Here is a 24,948-nt window from a genome sequence, read left to right as displayed (position 1 = left end):
GGTCAGCCTGGGCTGACCGTTAATGGCCTGCGAACCGATTAGCGGCGCACGGCGATGGCTTCGATCTCGATCTTCACGTCTTTTGGCAGGCGCGCCACTTCAACGCAAGAACGGGCCGGGAACGGCGCATCGTGTTCGGTAAAGAAGGCTTCATAGGTAGCGTTTACCGTGGCGAAGTCGTTCAGATCCTTGACGAACACGGTGGTTTTGACGATGTCGGCCACCTTCAGGCCGGCGGCTTCAACGATCGCCTGGACGTTTTCCAGTGACTGACGCGCCTGAGCGGAAATGTCGTCGGCTACCGCGCCGGTTTTCGGGTTTACCGGGATCTGGCCGGAGGTGATGATCATGCTGCCCAGATCCACGCCTTGTACGTAGGGGCCGATGGCTGCCGGCGCGTTTTCGGTGCTGATATTACGTGACATTTTTTCTCCTGATAGACCCTGGGTGTTGCAAACCACAGCGTTGTCGGCTGCCTGCGTTCACCCCGCTCACCGACGTCCGTCAGCGCCTGGGGCCCCGCGCACCAGCGGCCTGACCGCGGCTTGCAATCCATTGGGTAGCAACGTGGATAGAGTTAACTTCAGAGACTCATTATAGGGAGTGGCGGACAGATGAACAGCGCCACGCCCGGATATTTGTCAATTTCACTCCGCCTTTAACACTACCCGGTGGTCGAACTCTTTTTCACAGTAGCGGCATTTCAATTGCACTTGGTCGGCGCGGGCCTTGACGCTAAAGCTGGACGGCACCGGTTCGCTGCGACTGATGCAGTTGCCGTTCGGGCAAGTCAGTACGCCGTCGATATGCTCCGGCAGGCTGAGCGTCAGTTTGCGTACCACCTCGTAATTGTCGATGCGGTTGACGGTGGCGTTCGGTGCGTACATCGCCAACTGGTTGGCCTGCTGCTCGGTGAGGAAGGTGTTCTCGATCTTGATCAGATCCTTGTGCCCCAGCGCCTTGGAAGGCAGGTTTAGGCCGATGGTGATGCGCTGGTCGGTGGCGGTCAGCTTGAACAGGGTCAGCAGTTTAAAGCCGATTTGCGCCGGGATATGGTCAATCACCGTGCCGCACTTGATGGCTTCTACCTGAAGTTTGTTGTCATGAGTCATGGTCATATCCCCCTTAAAGATCCAGTTCTGCGTTTAACACCAGCGCCAGCAGCGCCTGACGGGCGAAAATACCGTTGCCGGCCTGCTGGAAATAGTAGGCGTACGGCGTTTTGTCGACGTCGATGGTGATCTCGTCGATGCGCGGCAGCGGATGCAGTACCTTCATGTTGTCGCGGGCGCCCTCCAGATCCGCCGCGCGCAGCACGAACTGGGCTTTGACGTTGGCGTATTCGGACGGATCGAGACGTTCCTTCTGCACCCGGGTCATGTACAGAATATCCAGCTGCGGCACCACTTCTTCAATGCTGTTATGCAGACTGTATTGAATGCCTTTTTCTTCCAGCATCGTCAAAATGTAGCCCGGCATCGCCAGTGCGTCCGGCGCGATGAAGAAGAAGCGGTTGCCCTCGAACTTGGCCAGCGCCTGGGTCAACGAATGCACGGTGCGACCGTATTTCAGGTCGCCCACCATGGCGATGTTGATGTTGTTCAGCCGGCCCTGGGTTTCCTGAATGGTGAACAGATCCAGCAGCGTCTGGGTCGGGTGCTGGTTGGCGCCGTCGCCGGCGTTGAGTACCGGAATGCTGCCGGAGAATTCGGCGGCCAGCCGCGCCGCGCCTTCCTGTGGATGACGCATGACGATGGCGTCAACGTAAGTGCCGATCACCGAAATGGTGTCGGCCAGCGTTTCGCCTTTCTTGCCAAGCGACGTATTGCTGCTGTCGGAAAACCCGACCACCGACGCGCCGAGACGCTGGATGGCGGTTTCAAACGACAGGCGGGTACGGGTCGAAGCTTCGAAGAAACAGCTGGCAATCACCTTGTGCTTTAGCAGTTCCGGCTGCGGCTGGGCTTTCAGGCTGGCGGCGGTGCGCAGCACCAGCTCCAAATCCTCACGGCTGAGATCGTTAATAGAGATGATATCTTTGTGATACAGCGGATTGGCCATGCTTCACTCTCCTCGACGAATGCCCGTGGCGCGGGACTGGGTGTTCAGGCAAAAAAAAGCCCCTCAACGAGGGGCTTGATACGATCGGTTCGGCAACAGGAGAAACAACGGCAGGCGGCTGCCGCGAGGCAGGGCGTTTTGTCGAGTATGGCGAACAAAACAGACGTCGTTTTTCATGCTTTCTCCTGGCAAATTGTCGCGCATTATACTCGCGCTTTACGTCACTGCAAGCGCTAAAACGCCGATTTTTGTCATTTGGCAAACGATTGGCTGGCTCGGTTGAGCGTCAGCGCTATGGTGGGAAAAGCAGAGGATAAAGAGGGGATTGGGGTACGGATCGAAACCCGCACCCCATTGCCTTTGCGTGACGCGCCCCGGCAATACGTTTCTGAGCTTAGCTCAAATTTTTAAAAATTCATCCTCTGCCGTTTACAGCGCCTTGCTCAGCGTCGCCACCATCACCGCCTTGATGGTATGCAGCCGGTTTTCCGCCTGATCGAACACCACGCTATGCGCCGATTCAAACACCTCGTCGGTGACCTCCATACCGCCTTGCAGGCCGTACAGCTGCGCCATTTGCTTGCCGAGCGTGGTCTGATCGTCATGGAACGCCGGCAGGCAGTGCAGGAACTTGACGTTCGGGTTGCCGGTCTGGCGCACCATCGCCATATTGACCTGATAAGGTTTCAGCAGCGCGATGCGCTCCTGCCATACTTCTTTTGGCTCACCCATCGACACCCAGACGTCGGTATACAGGAAGTCCACATCCTGCACGCCTTCGGCAATCTCTTCGGTCAGGGTGATTTTGCCGCCGGTCTGCTGGGCCAGTTGCTGGCACTGCGCCACCAGCTCCGCCTGCGGCCAGCAGGCCTTTGGCGCCACCAGACGCAGATCCATGCCTACCAGCGCCGCCGCTTCCAGCAGGGTATTGCCCATATTGTTGCGCGCGTCGCCGAGGTAGGCGAATTTTACCGCCGACAGCGGTTTGCCCGGCAGCTGTTCCTGTACCGTCAGCAGATCGGCCAGCAGCTGGGTCGGGTGGAATTCATTGGTCAGCCCGTTCCATACCGGCACGCCGGCATACTGCGCCAGGGTTTCCACCAGCGCCTGACCGTAACCGCGGTATTGAATACCGTCATACATGCGGCCAAGCACCCGCGCGGTGTCTTTCATCGACTCTTTGTGGCCGATCTGGCTGCCGCTGGGGCCGAGATAGGTGACCTGGGCACCCTGATCAAATGCGGCAACTTCGAAAGAGCATCGTGTGCGGGTAGAGTCTTTTTCGAAGATGAGCGCGATATTCTTGCCTTGCAGATGCCGGACTTCGCGGCCCTGTTTCTTGGCCTGTTTCAAGTCGGCGGACAGCTGCAACAGCGCCTGGATCTCGGCGGGGGTGAAATCCATCAACCTCAAAAAGTGACGACTGTAGAACGGGTTTAGCGTGTTCATCTTCGGGTATCCCTGATGGTTGTATTTGAATTAAAATTCACTTTATATGTATGAATATTCAAATTCAACCCCATTGTAGAAATCTTTGCGGTTTAACGTGGCAGGCGCGTCGACGGTGTGTGAAAATAGAAGCAATGAAAGCCATTTATTGAGGATAGAGACATGGCAAACCGCGAATTGCTGGAAGAACAACGTGAAGAGACCCGTCTGATCATCGAAGAACTGCTGGAAGACGGCAGCGATCCGGATGCGCTCTACACCATCGAGCACCATTTCTCTGCCGAAAAGTTTGAGGTCTTGGAGAAGGCCGCCGTCGAAGCCTTTAAACTGGGCTACGAAGTGACCGACGCCGAAGAGCTGGAAGTGGAAGACGGTTCATTGCTGATGTGCTGCGACGTGATCAGCGAAGTAGGCCTGAATGCCGAGGTGATCGATACCCAGGTGGAACAGCTGGTGGCGCTGGCAGAAAAATGCGGCGTTAACTACGACGGCTGGGGCACCTACTACGAAGATCCGAACGGTGAAGACGGCGATGACGAAGACGATGAAGACGGTGAATTCATCGACGAAGACGACGACGGCAAACGCCATTAATCATTGCTCCCGACGACTCACAAGGGCCGGCGCCAGCCGGCCTTGATAAGCTGACATGACTTACCAATCACTGCTATCCCCGATTTTACAATTCCTGCACTGCGAAACCCCGGATGCCTGGATTGAAACCGCGCGCCGCGCGGAAAACCTGCCGCTGTTGCTGACCGACCATCTGGTATGCGAGCTGAAAGCCGCACAGACCGGCATGTGGCTGATTTGACGCTACGTGGCGGACAAGGAGAGCGGCGATGCGCTGCTGGCCTTGCTGCGGCCGTATGAGGCGTTTGTGCACGAAGCGCAGGGCGTGCCGCAAGCGCTGTTCAAGCAAAGCCAGTTCACCAGGAAGATCCTGCCGAAAAAAACCTCGACCTACGGCCAGGCTCTGGTGGACAGCATGGTGCTGTTGATCAAAGAGGAACTGCATCATTTTTCACAGGTGCTGGAAATCATGCAGTCGCGCGGCATCCGCTACCAAAAGATCACCGCCAGCCGCTACGCCAAGGGGATGATCCGCGAGGTGCGTACCCACGATCCGGCGACCTTGATCGACAAGCTGATCTGCGGTGCTTATATCGAAGCGCGCTCCTGCGAACGCTTTGCCAAACTGGCGCCGCATCTGGACGATGAACTGAACCGTTTTTACGTCTCGCTGTTGCGCTCGGAAGCGCGGCACTACCAGGATTACCTGACGCTGGCGGAGCAGATCGCCGGCGGCGATATCAGCGAGCGGGTGGCGCATTTCGGCCGCGTCGAAGCCGAGCTGATTCAGTCACCGGACGGCGAGTTGCGTTTTCACAGCGGCGTGCCGGCGTAATAACTCAACAGGCGTCTTTCGGCGCCTTGTTAGATTTTGCGAAACTCTCGAATGAGCGTTTCTGCTGCTTCAAAACGCGACGACAGTTTATGCACCGTCTCGCCGAACGGGCAAAAAAATGCCAGTCGGCAGGCATGCGGACTGGCATTGTTGCGATGCTGTTCGCGTTACAGCGTTTTCAGCATCGTCACTTCGCAATCACCGTGGCCGGTGTTGCCCATCGGCCGATCGATGTGTTCAAAACCGAGGTGCTGGTATAGCCCGATAGCCTGCGTCAGGCTGGCGGTGGTTTCCAGATAACAGCGGCGGAACCCTTGCTGGCGGGCGAACTCCAGCGCCTGCAGCGCCAGCCGTTTGGCCAGACCCTGACCGCGCAACAGCGGCAGAAAATACATTTTCTGCAGTTCGCATACGTCATCTTCGCCGCCTTGCAACGGTGCAACACCGCCGCCACCGGCAATCTTGCCGTCGACTTCTACCACCCAGTAAGCGCTGCGCGGCAGGCTGTAGAGCTGATACAGCGCGTCCAGGTTGGGATCGGCAACGGTATAGCCCTTATCCGCGGTCAGGCCGTGCTCGGCGGAGACCTCGCGGATCACATGAGCAATAGCGGCGTTGTCTTCTACCGCTATTGGGCGCACCAGCAGGCGCACGGGGGTTGCGATTGTCATGTGTTTACTCACTCGCCAAATAAAAAAACGTCTTTTTATTGCAGCTAAAAACGCGTCGGGGTTTGATTTCCCAACGGCGTCCTTGCTGCATTGTTAATGTGTAATAGCACTTATTCCCGGCGGGATGCAATGCCTATAAAAAAACAGCGGGCTGTTAACCCGCTGTCTGATAGGCATCGCTGCCGGTGTGAGCCAGCAATTACAGCGCGGCGATGGTCGCCTGCTGTTCTTGCAGCTTCACTTTGCCTTCTTTGCAGGCCGCCAGACGATCGCGCTCTTTAGCCACCACCGCTTCCGGTGCGCGGGCCACAAAACCTTCATTGGCCAGCTTGCCTTCGATAGCGGCGATCTCGCCGTCCAGCTTGGCCATTTCCTTGGTCAGGCGCGCAATTTCCGCGTCCTTGTCAATGAAACCGGCCATTGGGATCAGCAGCTCGGCGCCGTCCACCAGTTTGGTGACCGATACCGGGCCTTTTTCGCCCGCCGGCAGCAGCGTGATGGATTGCAGACGTGCCAGTTTTTCGATGAAGCTCTGGTTGTCCTGCACCCGGCGCTGAGCGTCGCCGTTGGCGTTACGCAGCAGCACTTCCAGCTGTTTGCTTGGCGCGATGTTCATTTCGGCGCGAATGTTGCGCACCGCGGTGATCGCCTGCTTGATCCACTCCAGATCCGCCAGCGCCTGCGCGTCTTCCAGCGCGGCGTCGTAGGCCGGGAACGGCTGCAGCATGATGGTATCGGCGCTGATGCCTTTGATCTGTTTAACCCGTTGCCAGATGGTTTCGGTGATAAACGGAATGATCGGATGCGCCAGACGCAGCAGCGCTTCCAGCACGGTGATCAGCGTATGGCGGGTGCCGCGGCGTTCCGCTTCGCTGCCGTTGCTGACGATCGGCTTGGTCAGCTCCAGATACCAGTCGCAGAACTGGTTCCAGGTGAACTCGTACAGGATGCCGGCCGCGATATCAAAGCGGTAGTTGTCCAGCGCTTCGCGGTAGGCTTTCACCGTGCGGTTGAATTCCGCCAGGATCCAGCGATCCGCCAGCGACAGCTGTTTTTCGCCGCCGTTGAAGCCGCAATCCTGATCTTCGGCGTTCATCAGCACGAAACGGCTGGCGTTCCACAGTTTGTTACAGAAGTTGCGGTAACCTTCCAGACGCTTCATGTCCCAGTTGATGTCGCGACCGGTAGAGGCCAGCGCCGCCAGGGTGAAGCGCAGGGCGTCGGTGCCGTGCGGCTCGATGCCGTTCGGGAACTGCTTTTCGGTACGCTTGCGGATTTTTTCCGCCAGCTGTGGCTGCATCATGTTGCCGGTGCGTTTTTCCAGCAGGTCTTCCAGCGAAATACCGTCCACCATGTCCAGCGGGTCGATCACGTTGCCTTTGGACTTGGACATTTTCTGCCCTTCGTCGTCGCGGATCAGGCCGGTCATGTACACGGTGTGGAATGGCACCTGCGGTTTGCCGTCTTCATCCTTGATAAAGTGCATGGTCAGCATGATCATGCGGGCAATCCAGAAGAAGATGATGTCGAAGCCGCTGACCATCACGCTGGTTGGGTGGAAGGTTTTCAGCGCGTCGGTCTGCTCTGGCCAACCCAGGGTGGAGAAGGTCCACAGGCCGGAGGAGAACCAGGTGTCCAGCACGTCTTCGTCCTGGTTCAACGCCACCTCGGCGCCCAGGTTGTTGTCGCGACGTACTTCGTCTTCGGTACGGCCGACGTAGACCTTGCCGTTGGCGTCATACCAGGCCGGAATACGGTGACCCCACCACAGCTGACGAGAAATACACCAGTCCTGAATGTCGCGCATCCAGCTGAAGTACATGTTTTCGTACTGCTTTGGCACGAACTGGATATCACCTTGTTCAACCGCTTCTACCGCCACTTTGGCCAGCGGTGCGGTGCGCACGTACCATTGGTCGGTGAGCATCGGTTCGATCACCACGCCGCCGCGGTCACCGTAAGGCACCGTCAGGTCGTGCGGTTTGATCTCGTCCAGCAGGCCGAGCTCGTCAAAGGCGGCAACCACCGCCTTGCGCGCGGCAAAACGCTCCAGGCCACGGAACTGCGCCGGGATCTCGTTGCAATAGTCGCTGCAGGCTTCGCCGAGGGTGTTGAACACTTCTGCTTCCTGGCGGATATCGCCGTCGAAGGTCAGAATGTTGATCATCGGCAGGCCGTGACGTTTGCCCACTTCATAGTCGTTGAAATCGTGCGCCGGGGTGATCTTCACGCAGCCGGTGCCTTTTTCCATGTCGGCGTGCTCGTCACCGACGATGCGGATGCGGCGGCCGACCAGTGGCAGAATGATTTCCTTGCCGATCAGATCCTTGTAACGTGGATCTTCCGGGTTGACCGCCACGCCGGTGTCGCCCAGTACGGTTTCCGGGCGGGTAGTGGCGACGATCAGGTAATCTTTGCCTTCGGCGGTTTTAGCGCCGTCGGCCAGCGGATAACGCAGATGCCACATCGACCCTTTGGACTCGCGGTTTTCCACTTCCAGATCGGAGATGGCGGTGCGCAGTTTCGGATCCCAGTTCACCAGGCGCTTGCCGCGGTAGATCAGATCTTCTTTGTACAGGCGGACAAACACTTCTTTCACCGCGTTGGACAGGCCGTCGTCCATGGTGAAACGCTCGCGCTCCCAGTCCACGGAGTTGCCGAGGCGACGCATCTGGCGGGTGATGGTGCCACCGGATTCGGCCTTCCACTGCCAGATTTTGTCGATGAACGCGTCGCGGCCGTAGTCATGGCGGGTTTTGCCTTCTTCCGCCGCTATTTTGCGCTCCACCACCATCTGGGTGGCGATGCCGGCGTGGTCGGTACCTGCCTGCCACAGGGTGTTTTTACCCTGCATGCGCTGGTAGCGGATCATGGTGTCCATGATGGTCTGCTGGAAGGCGTGACCCATGTGCAGGCTGCCGGTGACGTTCGGCGGCGGGATCATGATGCAGAAGCTTTCCTGGCTGGTATCGCCATTCGGCTTGAAGTAACCCTGACTCTCCCAATGGTCGTACAGCTTCTGTTCGATTTGGGAAGGATCGTATGCGGTATCGAGCTGACTGTTTGTCTTTTCCATTTTATTTCGTAATTCAGTGAGTTGGCGGCGTTGCCGTGGTCAAGTGGAAGCCGACGCTGCGATAGGCTTTGTATCGGTCGCGCGCCAACTGTTTCAAGGTTTCTTCGTAAGGCACAAAGTCTACCACTTCATGGAAAGCAGTAGCAAAATCTGCAAACTGCGGCAGCAGGGCGATCAGCAGATCGCGTGGCGCATTACCGCGTTTTGCCGGCCAGCACAGCTCGACCGGCGCGCCGTAATGCGGCCCTTCACCCGCCAGGTTGTGTGGCACGAACTGATGCGGATCGCGCTGCCACAGCGCTTCGTCCAGCCGCTGCGCCTGTTCCTGGTTTTCGCAGGCAATCAGCACGCGCTTTCCGGCACGAAAGCCGTTGGCGGCCACGTCGCAGGCCACGGCTTCATGCGCACTGAGCGCGCCGACGGGCTGGTCGGTTTCGAGGAGGTAAAACGTTGCCTGCTTGATCATCTGATTCACCGCTGCCGATAAAAAAACAGGGCACAACGTAGTGGTTGCGCCCTTTTGGGATGGAGCAGGTAGCCCTGCTCCTTCGCTGCTGAGAGGATTATATACCCATAGGTTTCAAGTTGCAGCCAACGGCGCGGCTTGAAAGGTGTCGGGCATTTAATCGTCGCCGTTCAGCCCCGCACGGTTGAGCAGGAACTGCGACAGCAGCGCGACCGGACGGCCGGTCGCCCCCTTGGCCTTGCCGGAGCGCCAGGCGGTGCCGGCGATGTCCAGATGCGCCCAGCTGTACTTGCGGGTAAAGCGCGACAGGAAGCAGGCTGCGGTAATTGCCCCGCCCGGACGGCCGCCAATGTTCGCCATATCGGCAAAGTTGGAGTCCAGTTGCTCGTAGTATTCGTCGGCCATCGGCAGACGCCACGCGCGATCGCCGGCCTGTTCGGACGCGCCGATCAGCTCATGCGCCAGCGGGTTGTGGTTCGACATCAGCCCGGTGATGTGGTGGCCCAGCGCAATCACGCAGGCACCGGTCAGGGTGGCGATGTCAATCACCAGCTCCGGCTCGAAGCGCTCGACGTAGGTCAGGGTGTCGCACAGCACCAGACGGCCTTCGGCGTCGGTGTTCAGCACTTCCACCGTCTGGCCGGACATGGTGGTCAGCACGTCGCCCGGACGGTAGGCGCGCCCGCCCGGCATGTTTTCACAGCCGGCCAGTACGCCGATCACGTTCAGCGGCAGGTTGAGTTCCGCCACCACGCGCATCACGCCGTAGACCGTGGCCGCGCCGCACATGTCGTACTTCATTTCGTCCATGCCGTCGGCGGGTTTGATCGAAATGCCGCCGGAATCGAAGGTCAGACCCTTGCCCACCAGCACGATAGGCTTAGCGTCCGGGTTCGGGTTGCCCTTATATTCCATTACCGACATCAATGATTCGTTCTGCGAACCGGCACCGACCGCCAGATAGGCGTTCATGCCCAGCTCTTTCATCTGCTGTTCGCCAATCACCCGGGTGGTGACGTTGGTGCTGAAGGCGTCGGCCAACTGCCGCGCCTGCGACGCCAGATAGCCGGCGTTACAGATGTTCGGCGGCATATTGCCGAGATCCTTCGCCGCCTTGATGCCGGAAGCGATCGCCAGGCCGTGCTGGATGGCGCGTTCGCCGCTGGTCAGTTCGCGACGGGTCGGTACGTTGAACACCATTTTGCGCAGTGGACGACGTGGCTCCACTTTGTTGCTTTTCAGCTGATCGAAGGTGTAGAGCGTTTCTTTGGCGGTTTCCACCGCCTGACGCACCTTCCAGTAGGTGTTGCGGCCTTTTACGTGCAGCTCGGTGAGGAAACACACCGCTTCCATCGAGCCGGTATCGTTGAGGGTATTGATGGTTTTCTGAATCACCTGTTTGTATTGGCGTTCATCGAGCTCGCGCTCTTTGCCACAGCCGATCAACAGGATGCGCTCGGAGAGAATGTTTGGCACGTGGTGCAGCAGCAGGGTCTGACCGACCTTGCCCTCAAGTTCGCCACGGCGTAACAGAGCGCTGATATAACCATCACTGATTTTGTCGAGTTGTTCTGCGATAGGGGACAGGCGGCGCGGTTCGAAAACGCCGACTACAATACAGGCACTGCGCTGTTTTTCCGGGCTACCGCTTTTTACACTGAACTCCATGCACTCTCCTGAATCTTAAAGACAAAGGCGGACGCTACGGCTAGAATGACCCACTCCGTAACGATCTCCCGCCAATGAGTTAACTAAAGTATGTTAACCTTTACGGCGTAAATTGTTCTGTTTTGGCGACTATAGGTTTGTTCCTATAGGGCACCCAAACGGCTTGATGTTCTAATACTATTTTAGCTGTGAAGGTTGCCATATGATGAGAATAAATGGCGGATTAGCGAAGAAACTATCGATTTTCCTGCAAAAAGACAAGTTTTCACAGGCGTAATAAGCGTGATCATCATTAGATATCTGGTACGGGAAACGCTCAAGAGCCAAATCGCGATCCTGTTCATCCTGCTCCTGATCTTCTTTTGTCAGAACCTGGTCAGGGTGTTAGGGGACGCGGTGGACGGCGATGTCCCGACAAATTTGGTTTTATCTTTGCTCGCATTAGGTGTGCCGAAGATGGCGCAGCTAATCCTCCCATTAAGCCTGTTTCTCGGCTTGTTGATGACGCTTGGGCGTTTGTATACCGAAAGCGAAATCACGGTGATGCACGCCTGCGGTCTGGGCAAGCGCACGCTGATTATTGCCGCCATGGTGCTGGCGCTGCTCACCTCGCTGGTTGCCGCCGCCAACGTCTTCTGGATTGGGCCGTGGGCCTCCAGCCATCAGGATGAAGTGATCGCCGAAGCCAAGGCCAACCCGAGCATTGCCGGGCTGGCGGAAGGGCAGTTCCAGCCGTCGCAGGACGGTAACGCGGTGCTGTTCGTCGGCAACGTGAAAGGCAACACCTTCAACAACGTGTTCCTGGCGCAGCTGCGGCCGAACGGCAACCAGCGCCCGTCGGTGGTGGTGGCGGAACATGGCCAGATCAACCAGATGAAAGACGGCTCGCAGGTGGTGACGCTCGACAAGGGCACCCGCTTTGAGGGCACAGCGCTGCTGCGCGACTTCCGCATTACCGACTTTAGCGATTACAAGGCGGTGGTCGGCCACCGTGCGGTGGCGATGGACAACACTCAGGCCGAACAGATGTCGATGCGCACCCTGTGGCAGTCCGACGATCAGGAAGCGCGCGCCGAGTTTCACTGGCGCCTGACGCTGGTGGTGTCGGTGGTGCTGATGGCGCTGCTGGTGGTGCCGCTGAGCGTGGTCAATCCGCGTCAGGGACGGGTGCTGAGCATGCTGCCAGCGATCCTGCTGTACCTGATTTTCTTCCTGCTGCAGACCTCGCTGCGCTCTAACGCCGGCAAGGGCAAGCTGGATCCGATGCTGTGGATCTGGCTGGTGAACGCGGTGTACTTTGCCATCGCGCTGGCATTGAACCTGTGGGATACCGTGCCGATGCGCAAGCTGCGCGCACGCCTGAGAGGAGCAGCCTGATGTTTGGCGTATTAGACCGTTATATCGGTAAAACCATCTTCAACACCATCATCATGACGCTGTTCATGCTGGTGTCGCTGTCCGGCATCATCAAGTTTGTCGATCAGCTGCGCAAAGTCGGCCAGGGCGAATATTCCGCCCTGGGCGCCGGCATGTATACCCTGCTTAGCGTGCCAAAGGACGTGGAGATCTTCTTCCCGATGGCGGCGCTGCTGGGTGCACTGCTCGGGCTGGGCCAGTTGGCGACGCGCAGCGAACTGGTGGTAATGCAGGCTTCCGGCTTTACCCGCCTGCAAATCGCCGGCTCGGTGATGAAAACCGCCATTCCGCTGGTGCTGCTGACTATGGCGATCGGCGAATGGGTCGCGCCGCAGGGCGAGCAGATGGCGCGTAACTACCGTGCGCAGCAAATGTACGGCGGTTCGCTGCTGTCGACCAAAAACGGCCTGTGGGCGAAGGACGGCAACGACTTTATCTACATCGAACGGGTCGCAGGCGAGAACGAACTGTCCGGCGTCAATATCTACCACTTCAACGATCGTCGTCGGCTGGAAACGGTGCGCTATGCCGCCACCGCCACCTTTGAAGACGGCGCCTGGCAGCTGTCGCAGGTAGACACCTCGGATCTGACCAACGAAAAACAGGTGACCGGTACCCAGACGCTGACCGGAGTATGGAAAACCAACCTGACGCCGGACAAGCTCGGCGTGGTGGCGCTGGACCCGGATTCGCTGTCGATCAGCGGTCTGCATAACTACGTGAAGTACCTCAAGCAGAGCGGCCAGGAAGCCAGCCGCTACCAACTGAACATGTGGAGCAAAATCTTCTCGCCGCTGTCGGTGGCGGTGATGATGCTGATGGCGCTGTCGTTCATCTTCGGGCCGCTGCGCAGCGTGCCGATGGGGATGCGGGTGGTCACCGGCATCAGCTTCGGCTTCCTGTTCTACGTGATGGACCAGATCTTTGGCCCGCTAAGCCTGGTGTACAATATGCCGCCGGTGCTCGGTGCGCTGTTGCCAAGCCTGCTGTTCCTGCTGATCAGCGTGTATCTGCTGCTCAAGCGCAGATAATCCGCTGTGCCGGCCCCGCGACATCGAGGGGCCGGATCCCTGCCTGCGGCGCCTGGCGCCGTTACATCAGCCAATCCAGCACCAGCACCCCGACCAGGCTGATGGCCCAGGCGATGGTGGTCGGCACCGACCACACCATGATCTGCTGTTTGACCTCCTTGATGCCCATCATACGGTTCACCACCCAGAACATACTGTCGTTGAAATAGCTAAAGAACAGCGCCCCGAGCGTAGCCGCCTGCGCCGCCGCCAACATGTTGATGCCCGGCAGTTGGCTGACGATCGGCGCCGAAATCGAGGCGGCGGTGATCATCGCCACGGTGCCGGAACCCTGAATCAGGCGCACCAGCGTGGCGATAACAAACGGGATCAGGATCGGCGACAGCGGCAGGCTGGCGACGTGCTGTGCCAGCAGATTGCCGGTGCCGCTTTCGCGCAGTACCGCCCCCAGCGCGCCACCGGCGCCGGTCACCAGCAGAATGATCCCCGCCGATTGCAATCCTTCTTCCAGCCGTTCCAGCGTTTGCTGCTTGTCGACCTTTGGCATCAAGGTGGCGACCGCCAGCAACACGCTGATCGCCAGCGCAATCACCGGCGAACCGAGGAAGGCGAAAACCTGTCCCCACAGGCTGCCGTCCAGCCCGCTGAAGCTGGCGGTCTTCGCCAGCATGCTATTCACCGCGTTGATGAATATCAGCGCAATGGGCGTGACGATCGGCAGCAGCGACAGCAGCAGGCCCGGCAGCGGTTTGGCGGCCTTGGCTGCCAGATAGTCCTGATGGGCGGCGTGCAGATCCAGCGGCGGCTCATCGTCCGGCTGCAGTGCAAATTCCGGGTATTTGCTGCCCAGCCAGCGCGCATAGAGCACGATGCCGATCACGCACGGAATGGCCAGAATCAGCCCTGCCAGCATCATCGCACCGATATCCACGCCGAAGATGCCCGCTACCCCCAGCGGCCCCGGCGTCGGCGGCACCGCATGGTGAGTGAGGATCAGCCCGCCGGCTAACGCCACGCCGAGCGTCAGCAGATTGCGCTGCCCCTTTTTGGCCAACGCCTTCACCAGCGGATAGAGGATCACGAATGCCGAATCAACGAAGATCGGGATACTGACGATATAGCCGGTAATCGCCAGCGCCCACTCTTCGCGCTTTTTGCCCAGCCATTTGATAAAGCTGTAGGCGATCTGCTCCGCCGCGCCGGAGACTTCCAGCACCCGGCCCATCATCACCCCCAGACCGATAACGATACCGATACTGCCGAGCGTCGAGCCAAAGCCCTTGGTGATGGTATCAATGGTTTGCACCGCGCTGAGGCCGCCGGACAGCCCGGCGATCGAGGCGGCAATCAGCATGGCGATCAGCGCGTGCACCCGAGTGCGCAGCACCAGAAACACCAGCACGAACACCGCCACCGCCAGCCCGATAATTGGAATATATAATTCCATAATCAGTTCCCACCCTGCTGTTGTTCGCGCATAAAGGCGCGGATCGCTTGCTGGAAGTTTTCGTCGGCGACGAAGCCCATGGCCAGCGCGCGGCGTACGTCGAAGTTGCCCGGCCAACTGGCAACGATGCGGTTTATCGCCTCATTGGCCTCAAAGCGCACCAGGCCGCTGACCTGCTCGCCGGCCACCTCGCGCAGCGCATCCAGCATCTGCTGCACGCGCACGCTGATGCCCGGCAGGTTGACGGTGCGCGCGGTGCCGAACGCCTCGGCAGGCAACGTGGCGGCGTGGATAAAGTTGCGCACCACGCTGGCCGGGCTGGATAGCCACAGCGCCAGATCCGGTGACACCGGACACACCGCCGGTTCGCCGTGCAGCGGTTCGCGGATTATGCCGCTGGCGAACGACGAGGCCGCCTGATTCGGCTTACCCGGCCGCACGCTGATGGTTGGCAGGCGCAGCACGCGACCGTCGACAAAGCCCTTGCGCGCGTAGTCGTTAATCAACAGCTCGCACATCGCCTTTTGCGTACCGTAAGAGGATTGCGGCGTGACCGCGCAGCCGTCATCGATCAGCGCCGGCAGTTGCCCGCCGAACACCGCCAACGAACTGGTGAAGATAAATTTCATCGCCGGTGCCTTGCGGCGTGCGGCCTCCAGCAGTTGCCGGGTGGCGTCGAAGTTGACCTGCATACCGAGATCGAAATCGCTTTCGGCGTGGCTGCTGACGATGGCCGCCAGATGGAACAGCACGCCGCATTCGGCGTCGATCAGTGCCTCCGCGGCCTGCGGCTGGCTGAGATCGAGTGCGACACAGCTGACGCGCGGATCGTCCAGCGGCGAGCGCGGCAGGTGGATGTCTGCCAGTATCAGTTGATCAAAACTCAGGGTGTGCTGGCCTTGCAGCAGAGCGGTGGCCAGGCGCTGACCCAAAAATCCGGCACCGCCGGTGATGATGATTTTCATGTGTTATTCCTTGCCAAGCGTTGTGATTAGAGTTGGACGTTGTGCAGCCGCAGGCCGCGTTCTTTGAGCTGTTGTTGTGCCGCTGGCGCCAGCGCGGCATCGCAGATGATGTCGTTCAGCGCTTCCAGCGGGCAGACGCGGAACATGCCGTACTTGCCGTATTTGCTGCTGTCGGAGACCAATACCCGACGGCGGGCGACCTCCAGCAGCGCCTGCTTCACCAGCACTTTTTCTTCGTGCGGGGTCGACAGCCCGTGCTCCAGATCCCACGAACTGGTGCTGATGAACGCCACGTCGATGTTCAGCGTGCGCAGCAGCATCGCGGCGCTGTTGCCGACGCAGGAATAATTGCGCTGATCCACCAGCCCGCCGGTGTGGAACAGGCTGAGCTGCGGGCGGTTCATCAGGTGCTGGATAATGGAAAAATCGTTGGTGACCACCGTCAGGTTGAAACGCTCCGCCAGATTGCGGGCGATTTCATAGGTGGTGGTGCCAGCATCCAGATAGACCACCTGGCCATCCTCCACCAGCGTGGCGGCATACTTGCCGATGGCGCGCTTGTGGCGGTGGTGCAACTGGGCCTTTTCGTTGTAGGCCAGTTCCTGGCGCAGCGTGTCGCTCAGCCGCACGCCGCCGCTGACGCTGACCACTTTGCCTTCTTCTTCCAGCACGCGGACGTCGCGCCGCACCGTCATATGGGAGACGCTCATCAGCTCCGCCAGGGCGACGATGGGCACCAACTGGTATTCATGCACATAGCGATAGATAAAATCACGGCGTTCGGACGGGATCATGTTTGCTCCTCAGGCACTGGCGGCAGGCCGTCGCCGTGGCTGTTATTTTTTGTTATCACCAGAAATATTTGACGATTTGATTTAACAAGTAAGCGATAGTGGTCACAATTGCGGCGCGGAGAGAATGTGATGGTTGTCTGTTTAATGATTTGAATTAAATAAATTTATTCTGATATGGCGGGCAATGGGCAGTGAACAGCCGCCTGTGATAAATAATGTGACGTATAACAAGCTTTGTGAGCGGACGAGCAGGCGGGCAGGGCGGGATGGTAGGGCGACAGTGACGAGACGTGCGAGCCAGGGCATGCGCCGCCGTTTTTTTCAGCACTTAACTCATTGAAGCCATGATAACTATTGCACGGCGATCGCTGGTAGGTATAATACACCCGTTTTCCGCATACTACTTCAGTGCCGAAGTGGCGAAATCGGTAGACGCAGTTGATTCAAAATCAACCGTAGAGATACGTGCCGGTTCGAGTCCGGCCTTCGGCACCATTAGTAAGCGCGCGAACAAGAAGCCACCGAGAGGTGGTTTTTTTGTGTCTAAAATTCAGTAGCTACCCACCTTTTCGCTATATTAACTCTCTCAAGGTCAACCGACTTCAACGTACATCTACCAACAGATGTTGGTATAGATGATGGTATTTCCGGTTCGATAATGCTTGTACCCGTACAGAGCCCCTAAAAGGATGCCCATCATGGCTCTGAGTGATGTGAAAGTTCGTTCGGCTACCTGAAGCAAAAGCCTATAAGCTGACTGACGGTGAAGGCATGGTTTTGCTGGTTCACCCTAACGGTTCGAAATATTGGCGGCTACGTTATCGCTTTGGTGGCAAAGAGAAGATGCTGGCGCTGGGGAAATACCCTGAAGTTTCGCTGGCAGATGCCCGGGCACGCCGGGATGAAGCCCGTAAGCTGTTAGCTAACGGCGTCGATTCTAGTGAAAACAAGAAAGCCGTTAAGGTAGAGCAGGAGCAAGAGGCAATAACGTTTGAAGTGGTTGCCATAGAATGGCACGCCAGTAATCAGAAATGGTCGACATCGCATAGCGCTCGTGTATTGAAAAACCTCGAAGATAATCTCTTTGCTGCTATCGGTAAGCGGAATATTGCAGAACTGAAGACGCGAGATCTGCTTGTATCCATCAAAGCAGTCGAGTCGTTCGGGCGTCTCGAAGTTGCGGCTCGTTTGCAACAGCGAACTACCGCGATTATGCGCTTTGCCGTTCAGAGCGGTTTAATCGACTACAATCCCGCTCAAGAGATTGCCGGTGCAGTTGCTACGGCGAAAAGACAGCACCGTGCGGCTCTGGAGCTTAATCGCATTCCTGAATTGCTTCACCGCATTGATCATTACTCCGGCAGGCCGTTAACTCGACTGGCTGTCGAACTCACGTTGTTAGTTTTCATCCGTTCAAGCGAACTGCGCTTTGCCCGTTGGTCAGAAGTGGATTTTGATACTGCCATGTGGACGATTCCGGGTGAGCGTGAACCGTTGGAAGGTGTTAAGCATTCTCAACGTGGTTCAAAGATGCGGACGCCCCATCTTGTTCCCTTATCGAGTCAGGCCTTAGCTATTCTGGAAAAGATCAAAAGCATGAATGGGAACCTAGAGCTGATCTTCGTTGGCGATCACGATCCGCGTAAGCCGATGAGTGAGAACACGGTTAACAAGGCCTTGCGTGTGATGGGTTACGATACGAAGGTTGAGGTTTGCGGGCATGGTTTCAGGACGATGGCGTGTAGTTCACTTATTGAATCAGGATTGTGGTCGAGGGATGCAGTGGAACGGCAGATGAGCCATATGGAACGTAACTCAGTACGTGCGGCTTACATTCATAAGGCCGAACATATTGATGAGCGGCGACTGATGCTGCAGTGGTGGGCTGATTTTTTGGATGTGAATAGGGAAAGAGAAGTTAGTCCTTATGACTTTGGCAAGTAGTCTAATTTCTGATGCTTTCTATGTTCGAATTTGAAAAGCCTGCTTGAACTATAACCCATACTTTTTTATAACTGTATTATTCTGGCGACTCAGAGGTGCACTATGAAAACTTTCGATACCCAACTTGCGATGAGCATTGTATCGCACTCAACGGGAGGTTTTAGTTATGACACCCTCGCTAGGGCTCTGATTTCTAAGAATAAAAATGAAAGCCCTGACATCCTTCTTGAATCATGTCGAGACTTTTGTTTATCCCTTGAAGAAAAAGGCATTTTGAGACGATGCCAAAGATGTTCTCATTCTCAAGATGAGTATTTCGAGTATATTCCTCACTAACATCAGTCCCTGAAAAAATTTTCAGGGACTGATAACTCCGTTCTTGTCATCCCCTTTTTTCTCCTGTAGCTTGTGTAACACGATTCTGGGGGGCGATTGTGAGCAACATCAACTTAATAACAACATGTACAAACGGCAAACACTACGGTAGTAGGGATATATTGAGTCTGAGTCAATTTTCATCAGGCCGAACCCCTTCAAATGTGCTCGTGAATTCTTGGTGTAATGCCCTGAATGAAGCTATTTCTGCATCTGCAACTGTATGTGCAGAGGATCTTTATAAAGGTGGGCACTGGGCGACGGCTAAAGCTATCTTAGATGATTATCCTATTGATTTATGGATCCTTTCTGCTGGTTTAGGACTCCTCCACCACAAAGACAACGTAGTACCTTATAAAGCGACCTTTGCCGTTGGATATGACGAATCAATACCTTTGTATTCTCAAGAATATGTAGGGAAAAATTTTCATAGAACATGGTGGAAAGAAATAACCAATAGATCTATTTTTAAATCTAAGCATCCTACATCTATTGTAGAGTTAATGAAAAAAAGAAAAAAAGATTATTATATTGTCTGTGGCTCTCCAGATTATATTAATGCAATTGAACTGGATATCATTAATGGTCTTGAGTATTTGGTTGATGCAAAAAAACAACTCCTTATTATAACTTCCAAAAAAATCAACGGTAGGCTGACTTCATACCTTTTCAAAACCAACCAAAATATGGCTCAGTGGCTGAGATGTAATATGCTTATGCTTAATATCAGCATGGCAAAATACATTGTGAAGGAATTTACGTCAAAACAACTCAATGATTTAAATGAGTTATCTCAAAAGTTAATAGAAGAACTCAAGGAGTTACCTGAGCGTGAAGTGAAAAAAGGAATTCGTCGTAGCCCGGAGGAAGTTAAGTCTTTCATTTTAAAGATTATGGAAAAAAATCCTAGTTTAAGTGCAACACATGCGTTGCGTGAATTTCGTGACTCGGGAAATTCATTTGAGGAAAAACGTTTTCGGGCTGAATTTAAAGCCCTGAGAGAGGCTAAACCTTAATGCTACTTACTTGGGTTTCATGGTAGAATCCCCCGTTTTTTGAGGCTTTGCAGTGGCGTCACAGGAGAGTAAGTTGTCGAAGCTAAAGTATTTTTTCCCTGATAGTCAGGATTTTATCGATCCCAGTTTCGACTTCTTCCGCGAAACGCGTAACGAACATCGCGTGCGTCAACGTGACGATCATTATCCGCATGAGGTTTTTCCTCATCCTTACGATGGTATGCTGGTTTCTAAAGCTGTAGTAGATGGTCTTGGCGGTGGTGAGAGCAAATATACCCGTGCCCAGCGTTTGCGTTATTTTCGTAATGGAATGAAGCACTTTTTCCGTCTGCCGGAAAATATGGAAACGATGGGTGATTGCGGAGCCTTCACCTATGTTAACCAGGACGTCCCGCCATACCGTGTGGAAGAGGTGATTGAGTTCTACGAAACTTCCCGCTTTAACCATGGCGTTTCTCTCGATCACATCGTCTTTGGCTATGAGAAGCCAGGTGAAGTATTCAGTGGCGAAGTATTATCTGAGTGTCGCCGACGCCAGGATATCACGCTGACCTTGGCTCAAGAGTTTTTAAACAAGTCTCAAAAGTCCTGTTTTACTGCCTTTGGCGTTGCACATGGATGGAGCAAAACCTCCTACCGTCAGTCTGTAGAGGCTCTGCTGGCCATGGGATACAAAAATATCACCATGGGGGGGATGGTGCCGTTGAAAACGGCGCAGATCCTTGAGACTCTCGAAGAGATTAAGCCGTTGCTGAAAAGTGATACGCGTGTTCACTTGCTTGGCATTGCCCGTCCAGAAAGTTTCGCAGACTTTATCAAGTTTGGTGTGACCAGTATTGACTCGACCACACCGCTGCAGCAGGCCTTCAAAGATCGGAAAAACAACTATCATACGCCTGATGGCCCGGCCTATACCGCTGTGCGTGTCCCTCAGTTTGATGCGAATCCAAGTTTGAGTCGCAAAATAAAATCTGGCGTGATTGATCAGGATATTGCACGGCATCTAGAAAAGGATGCCATGAATGCCCTGTTCGAATACGATAAAGGGGCTTTGTCCCTTGAGAAGACTCTTGATGCAGTCCTGGCTTATGAACGCCTGCATTCGGGGGAAAAAGAGGCTGACAAAATCCGTGCGGATTATGAGCGTACGCTGGGAGAACGTCCATGGAAACAATGCCAGTGTAATATTTGCCAGGCCATCGGTATTAACGTCATCATTTTCCGCGGAGCAGAACGTAACCGTCGCCGCGGTTTCCATAATATTCAGGTGTTGTACAACCGTTTACAGCACACATTGTCATTACGCTCAGAGGAACTGTCATGAGTGAATATCGTGTTCCCGCCCTGCGAATCCGACAGGGTGAGGAGAGGCAACTCTATAGCCTTGCGATAGAAGGTAAACAGATCAGCAAAATTGCAGCGATTTCGCGTATTCGTCGCGGCGAAGAGAGTTTGGTTGGTTATCAGCGTCCAGAAGTACGTAACCATATTCGTGAAATTCAGCGCTACATTGAGAGCGCAAATCCGATGATACCAAACCCGGTGATTATCGCTTTTGATAGGCGTGTGCGTTTTGAACCGCTTACAGATAATAGCGACATGGGGCATCTAGTGATACCTTTCTCCGAAGAGAAGGATTTTGAGAAGCCTGGGTTTATTGTGGATGGTCAACAACGTACCGCTGCTTTGCGGGATGCGGAAATTGACTCGTTTATGATGCCGGTATCCGCATTTATAGCCAATGACGCGGAAGAACAGCGCGAACAGTTTATGTTGGTTAACTCCACAAAACCGTTGCCAAAAACGTTGTTATACGAACTGGCACCGCATACCCACGGCCGTCTGCCATCCGATCTGCAAATGCGTAAGTTTCCTTCACTGCTGACTCAACGACTGAACTTCGGCGAAGGTCCACTTGCGGGGCGCATCAAAACGGCGACCAATCCTGATGGTGTTATTGCTGACAACTCGATGATCAAAATGATCGATGCCAGTCTTCGTGAGGGGGCTTTGTATCGCTTCCGTGATCCGGCGACAGGGTTTGGGGATGAAGGGAAGATGGTGAAACTGCTGAATAACTTTTGGTCGGCTGTGGAAACCGTATTTACTGATGACTGGGATAAGAAGCCTCGTTATTCCCGCTTGTTACATGGCGTAGGTATTCTTGCGCTTGGCAGCTTGATGGATGAAATCGATCATGTACATCAGGACTATAAAGGTGAACCAGGTTGGACTGAGATCCCTTCCTATACTCGTTTTGTTGAAGAGCTAAACCGAATTAAGCCGCTTTGCGCATGGAGTAGTGGGGTATGGAACTTCGGCACGGATGTTGATGGTCAGCCTACCGTCCGTAAATGGAATGAACTGCAGAACCTGTCGAAAGATATCTCATTAGTGACGGATTATCTGGTCACGAGTTATATCAAAGCAGCGAACGCTAATATATAAAAAAAGGGGCATTTGCCCCTTTTTTATGCCACTACTGCTGAACATGCGCAATAAACGCGTTCAGCATTGACCCCGCACCTTTACCTGTCGGATAGATTAAATCTTTGCGCTGCGCTGAGACCGCGTAGAAGGCTTGATGAGTGGCACTGCCCGCTGAAAATATGAAGTAATCAGCCTGTTTCGCTTGATTAACCAGCTTGTCGGTTGCCGTGTGTGCATGGCAGGTTTCAACTCTGATCCCGGAGAACAGCGTTTCCAGCATCTGTTTCGCGCGTCTTGCCGCGCCTTCTGTCAGGCTATAAATCGCTACTCTGGTTCCGGATAAATCTGGTAACTCATCTTCTGTATTTACCGTACCGCTATCCTTCTCAGCCGGAAATACGCTCTCTGCACCTTCCCCTAGCACGTCTGTCGCCAAGTTGCGCATAACGGTACGAGTAGTCGTATCCAGCCGTGCCCATATTCCGCCCACAAAAGACTGAACTCTGAGCCAAAGCGAGGTGAGTGTCGCCAAATCCTGCACCGGAGCATCAAGGAAGAGTTCGATTAACTCGTACAATGCAGATAGGTTGCGGAAAGAACTGGCTCGCTCTACGATCAATTCCAGCATGGCGCCGGACTGTTGATACGCTTCCTGGCTAACAGAGCCTTGTAGGAACCGATCCGTCGCCATCGCGGCCAGCTTAATGTCCGCCTGACTAACGCTTTGCTCCATCGCAAGAACATCCAGCCACTTCAGCCATGTCGTGCTACTCAGGCTGAGTTGATGACGTTCAAGCCATTCAATAAAGGCAGGCATCACGTTACGCAGGATTGGGAACGCGTCTGGTGGAACCTGACTTGATAGCAACTGGAGCATCGTCGCTTCATGAAACGAATCGACGGGCCAGTTTTCACTTTCTAGCGCGACCAGTTGCACCAGGCTGTTACTGTCGACTTCTGACTGACAGAGTCGGGAGAAACAGATATCCCAGCCCACGATTTGCGGATTGCTCAGATGGCGGATTTCCTCAATGAGTGTTTTCAGCAATGGCACCGCCATCGCCTGCTCCATCAACTGCTGATCCAGCGTGCGGAGTGTTTGCGCGTAGCTGGTAATCTCTTCTTGCGTAGCTGTCAGGGAGGCTTGCAGATATGCGGCAAGCTGTTGCAGTGTTTCCGGAACCGTTGCCGTCTCTGACGGACTCACAACGTTGAACGGTCGACTGGCCCAAGTGTGTAATCCACTCAGCCAGTCGGTTTTCAGACGTTCTGGCAACGCGTTGAGCAGATCGACCTCCCCAATAAGCATCACGCCAGTGGCCCAACTTTTCCACGCCGCTAAGTCAGCGTCATCCTGGGATAAGAAAGGCATCTGCGTAAACAGAGGATGAAGTGCCAGGCATTGCGGGCGAAGATCCGCCGGGGAGGCCTGCGGATACCCGTGGCTGTCGGACGTAAAATAGACCTGCTGGTATGCTTTCAGCAGCATCCTCATCAGAGTTGTAGGAATGCGTCCTCGCACCAAATCCGCAAGCGAATCGTGATTTAGCAGCGTGTCCCACCTCTCCAACTTACCCGCCTGCTGGAGTTCGAGCAGCATAAGGTTGCGCCGCGAAAGCGCGCCGTTGTTCTTCAGTTCCTGTAGTAAAACGTCGCTTGTGGCTTCGTCTTTTTGGCTATTCGCCAGAATGAAATCACTCAAGATCCGCCCAAAGGGGCGCTTGACCGTACGTACCATTGATGGCCTGTCACGAAACAGGGTTATAACGTCTTTGAGCGCAGCGAAGACTCGCTCTTTTGCTGGTTTATCTTTCTGTTTTGTGGGAAGTAATTCGATTCGTATAAATCCGGCCGGGCAGTGTCTCAGCAGAGCCGTTTCAGATAGCGACGTCGCTCCTTGCGCCGGGACTAAAGTCACCTTTCTGTCGGCAATAACATCGGCAGAGCCCAGCCTAGCATTTAGCACATTGCTGAGTTCCAGTGTGGTGCGTTCCGTTTCTGCTGCGGCAAAAAATACCCAGCGATGAGCATCGCACCAGGGCAGAATAATCGGCCACTGAGCGTCAGTTGCGCTCTCGTAGAGCGGCAGTAAGACGGCTTTTAAGTCCGCAGGATAGGCGTTTTCAACGTTTTCCAGCAGCCTGTCCTGCTTCAGTAAATTTCCATCGCCAAAGAAGTCACACAGCCATTGAGAAGTATCAGTCATGGGTGTCTCCAAAGGTGTACTGGCCGCTAAATTCAATCAACGCATCTGAAATAACCGTATTATTGGTTGAAAACAGCAGATGCTCATCGTTCAGATTTGCGCCGCTCCAGGTGTAATTCATGGAGCCTTTCAGAAAGAAGTGTTTGGTCAGCATCCCTTTGGCGTGCAGGTTCTCGTGATATATATATTGCATGTCGTGGTCGGGTGATAAGCGCGCCAGTAGTCGCTCGATAAAGACCACGCTGCGCGTGTCTTCACGTGTCACGATGCGTAGCGGACAGCCATTGTTGACGGCGGTAGCGAGTAATTCCTGAAAGCTAATCATTCGGGCGCCCCAAGAAGGATCAAGAAAACTCCACTGACCGCCTCGATTATCAATTACGTCGAAGTCGCTCATCCACGGCGAGATCAGCCAGATCAGTTCCGGATAGAGGATTAGGCCACTAAACTGTGCGCTCAGAATTTCCCGCAAATGTCGCTGGCCCAGTGGGCCATGCAGGAAAATTTGTCGTTGTTCTTCCATTT

General features: G+C 55.3%; 19 protein-coding genes, 1 tRNA gene and 2 pseudogenes. 9 read left to right on the top strand and 13 right to left on the bottom strand.

All coding sequences use genetic code 11. The annotated features are described in order from the left end of the window. Positions 1-38 precede the first annotated feature (38 nt). From ridA to argF, 4 genes are all read right to left on the bottom strand, one after another. The gene (gene ridA / locus AC2AXP_RS19305) at positions 39-425 is read right to left on the bottom strand and encodes a 2-iminobutanoate/2-iminopropanoate deaminase (protein WP_004955825.1); all 387 of its coding nucleotides are present in this window, start codon (positions 423-425) and stop codon (positions 39-41) included. Between the two features lie 222 nt (positions 426-647). Further along, positions 648-1,112, bottom strand: coding sequence for an aspartate carbamoyltransferase regulatory subunit (gene pyrI / locus AC2AXP_RS19300; RefSeq protein ID WP_039992442.1), 465 nt, complete (start codon positions 1,110-1,112; stop codon positions 648-650). Positions 1,113-1,125: 13 nt separating this feature from the next. Further along, positions 1,126-2,061: an aspartate carbamoyltransferase gene (gene pyrB, locus AC2AXP_RS19295; protein WP_004955823.1), complete on the bottom strand. Its 936-nt coding sequence runs from the start codon at positions 2,059-2,061 to the stop codon at positions 1,126-1,128. 429 nt (positions 2,062-2,490) lie between these two features. Further along, the gene (gene argF, locus AC2AXP_RS19290; protein ID WP_484381881.1) at positions 2,491-3,510 is read right to left on the bottom strand and encodes an ornithine carbamoyltransferase; all 1,020 of its coding nucleotides are present in this window, start codon (positions 3,508-3,510) and stop codon (positions 2,491-2,493) included. A 162-nt stretch (positions 3,511-3,672) separates the two neighbouring features. On the opposite strand from argF, the gene rraB reads away from it, so the two are divergent. Both rraB and miaE read left to right on the top strand, forming a co-directional pair. Continuing rightward, a complete protein-coding gene (gene rraB, locus AC2AXP_RS19285) occupies positions 3,673-4,104 on the top strand; it encodes a ribonuclease E inhibitor RraB (RefSeq protein WP_004955821.1) in 432 nt (143 codons plus the stop codon). Positions 4,105-4,159: 55 nt separating this feature from the next. Next, a pseudogene (miaE, locus tag AC2AXP_RS19280) lies at positions 4,160-4,918 on the top strand (tRNA isopentenyl-2-thiomethyl-A-37 hydroxylase MiaE). A gap of 167 nt (positions 4,919-5,085) precedes the next feature. Here miaE and AC2AXP_RS19275 read toward each other — a convergent pair. The 4 genes from AC2AXP_RS19275 to pepA form a co-directional block, all read right to left on the bottom strand. Further along, positions 5,086-5,589: a GNAT family N-acetyltransferase gene (locus tag AC2AXP_RS19275; RefSeq protein ID WP_004955819.1), complete on the bottom strand. Its 504-nt coding sequence runs from the start codon at positions 5,587-5,589 to the stop codon at positions 5,086-5,088. A gap of 199 nt (positions 5,590-5,788) precedes the next feature. Further along, positions 5,789-8,665: a valine--tRNA ligase gene (locus tag AC2AXP_RS19270; protein ID WP_273870563.1), complete on the bottom strand. Its 2,877-nt coding sequence runs from the start codon at positions 8,663-8,665 to the stop codon at positions 5,789-5,791. Positions 8,666-8,678: 13 nt separating this feature from the next. Continuing rightward, complete coding sequence (locus AC2AXP_RS19265) at positions 8,679-9,128, bottom strand: DNA polymerase III subunit chi (RefSeq protein ID WP_039992441.1); 450 nt, start codon at positions 9,126-9,128, stop codon at positions 8,679-8,681. A 159-nt stretch (positions 9,129-9,287) separates the two neighbouring features. Continuing rightward, positions 9,288-10,799: a leucyl aminopeptidase gene (pepA, locus tag AC2AXP_RS19260; RefSeq protein ID WP_004955813.1), complete on the bottom strand. Its 1,512-nt coding sequence runs from the start codon at positions 10,797-10,799 to the stop codon at positions 9,288-9,290. Between the two features lie 282 nt (positions 10,800-11,081). Between pepA and lptF the strand changes: the two genes are divergently transcribed. Both lptF and lptG read left to right on the top strand, forming a co-directional pair. Further along, positions 11,082-12,176, top strand: coding sequence for an LPS export ABC transporter permease LptF (gene lptF / locus AC2AXP_RS19255; RefSeq protein WP_198773203.1), 1,095 nt, complete (start codon positions 11,082-11,084; stop codon positions 12,174-12,176). Then, positions 12,176-13,246, top strand: coding sequence for an LPS export ABC transporter permease LptG (gene lptG, locus AC2AXP_RS19250; RefSeq protein ID WP_004955810.1), 1,071 nt, complete (start codon positions 12,176-12,178; stop codon positions 13,244-13,246). Before lptF ends, lptG begins: the two co-directional genes overlap by 1 nt. A 61-nt stretch (positions 13,247-13,307) precedes the next feature. On the opposite strand, the gene AC2AXP_RS19245 is transcribed toward lptG, so the two are convergent. The 3 genes from AC2AXP_RS19245 to AC2AXP_RS19235 are packed head-to-tail and all read right to left on the bottom strand — an operon-like array spanning position 13,308 to position 16,452. Beyond that, complete coding sequence (locus tag AC2AXP_RS19245; protein WP_198773204.1) at positions 13,308-14,693, bottom strand: GntP family permease; 1,386 nt, start codon at positions 14,691-14,693, stop codon at positions 13,308-13,310. A gap of 2 nt (positions 14,694-14,695) precedes the next feature. Then, complete coding sequence (denD, locus tag AC2AXP_RS19240) at positions 14,696-15,658, bottom strand: D-erythronate dehydrogenase (protein ID WP_484381880.1); 963 nt, start codon at positions 15,656-15,658, stop codon at positions 14,696-14,698. A gap of 26 nt (positions 15,659-15,684) precedes the next feature. After that, a complete protein-coding gene (locus tag AC2AXP_RS19235) occupies positions 15,685-16,452 on the bottom strand; it encodes a DeoR/GlpR family DNA-binding transcription regulator (RefSeq protein WP_004955807.1) in 768 nt (255 codons plus the stop codon). Positions 16,453-16,862: 410 nt separating this feature from the next. On the opposite strand from AC2AXP_RS19235, the gene AC2AXP_RS19230 reads away from it, so the two are divergent. The 5 genes and pseudogenes from AC2AXP_RS19230 to dbpB all read left to right on the top strand — a co-directional run bounded on the left by AC2AXP_RS19230 (position 16,863) and on the right by dbpB (position 22,235). After that, positions 16,863-16,947, top strand: a tRNA-Leu gene (locus AC2AXP_RS19230). Positions 16,948-17,150: 203 nt separating this feature from the next. Further along, positions 17,151-18,396, top strand: a pseudogene (locus AC2AXP_RS19225) (tyrosine-type recombinase/integrase). A 539-nt stretch (positions 18,397-18,935) separates the two neighbouring features. After that, on the top strand, positions 18,936-19,787 hold the full coding sequence (locus tag AC2AXP_RS19220) for a hypothetical protein (RefSeq protein ID WP_484381898.1): 852 nt from the start codon (positions 18,936-18,938) through the stop codon (positions 19,785-19,787). 73 nt (positions 19,788-19,860) lie between these two features. Next, positions 19,861-21,111 (top strand): tRNA-guanine transglycosylase DpdA, encoded by a 1,251-nt coding sequence (gene dpdA / locus AC2AXP_RS19215; protein WP_484381879.1) that lies wholly within the window; start codon positions 19,861-19,863, stop codon positions 21,109-21,111. Next, on the top strand, positions 21,108-22,235 hold the full coding sequence (dbpB, locus tag AC2AXP_RS19210) for a DGQHR domain-containing protein DpdB (RefSeq protein WP_484381878.1): 1,128 nt from the start codon (positions 21,108-21,110) through the stop codon (positions 22,233-22,235). The genes dpdA and dbpB overlap by 4 nt, the downstream gene beginning before the upstream one ends. A 31-nt stretch (positions 22,236-22,266) precedes the next feature. Here dbpB and dpdD read toward each other — a convergent pair whose 3' ends face one another. Further along, positions 22,267-24,423: a protein DpdD gene (gene dpdD, locus AC2AXP_RS19205; RefSeq protein WP_484381877.1), complete on the bottom strand. Its 2,157-nt coding sequence runs from the start codon at positions 24,421-24,423 to the stop codon at positions 22,267-22,269. Further along, a complete protein-coding gene (gene dpdK, locus AC2AXP_RS19200; RefSeq protein WP_013367835.1) occupies positions 24,416-24,946 on the bottom strand; it encodes a phospholipase D-like domain-containing protein DpdK in 531 nt (176 codons plus the stop codon). Before dpdK ends, dpdD begins: the two co-directional genes overlap by 8 nt. Between the last annotated feature and the right edge of the window lie 2 nt (positions 24,947-24,948).

It is taken from the genome of Serratia sp. Sp408 (genome assembly GCF_057180665.1).
The sequence above is the reverse complement of the archived record's forward strand: the minus strand, read 5'-3'. Positions and strand labels throughout refer to the sequence as shown.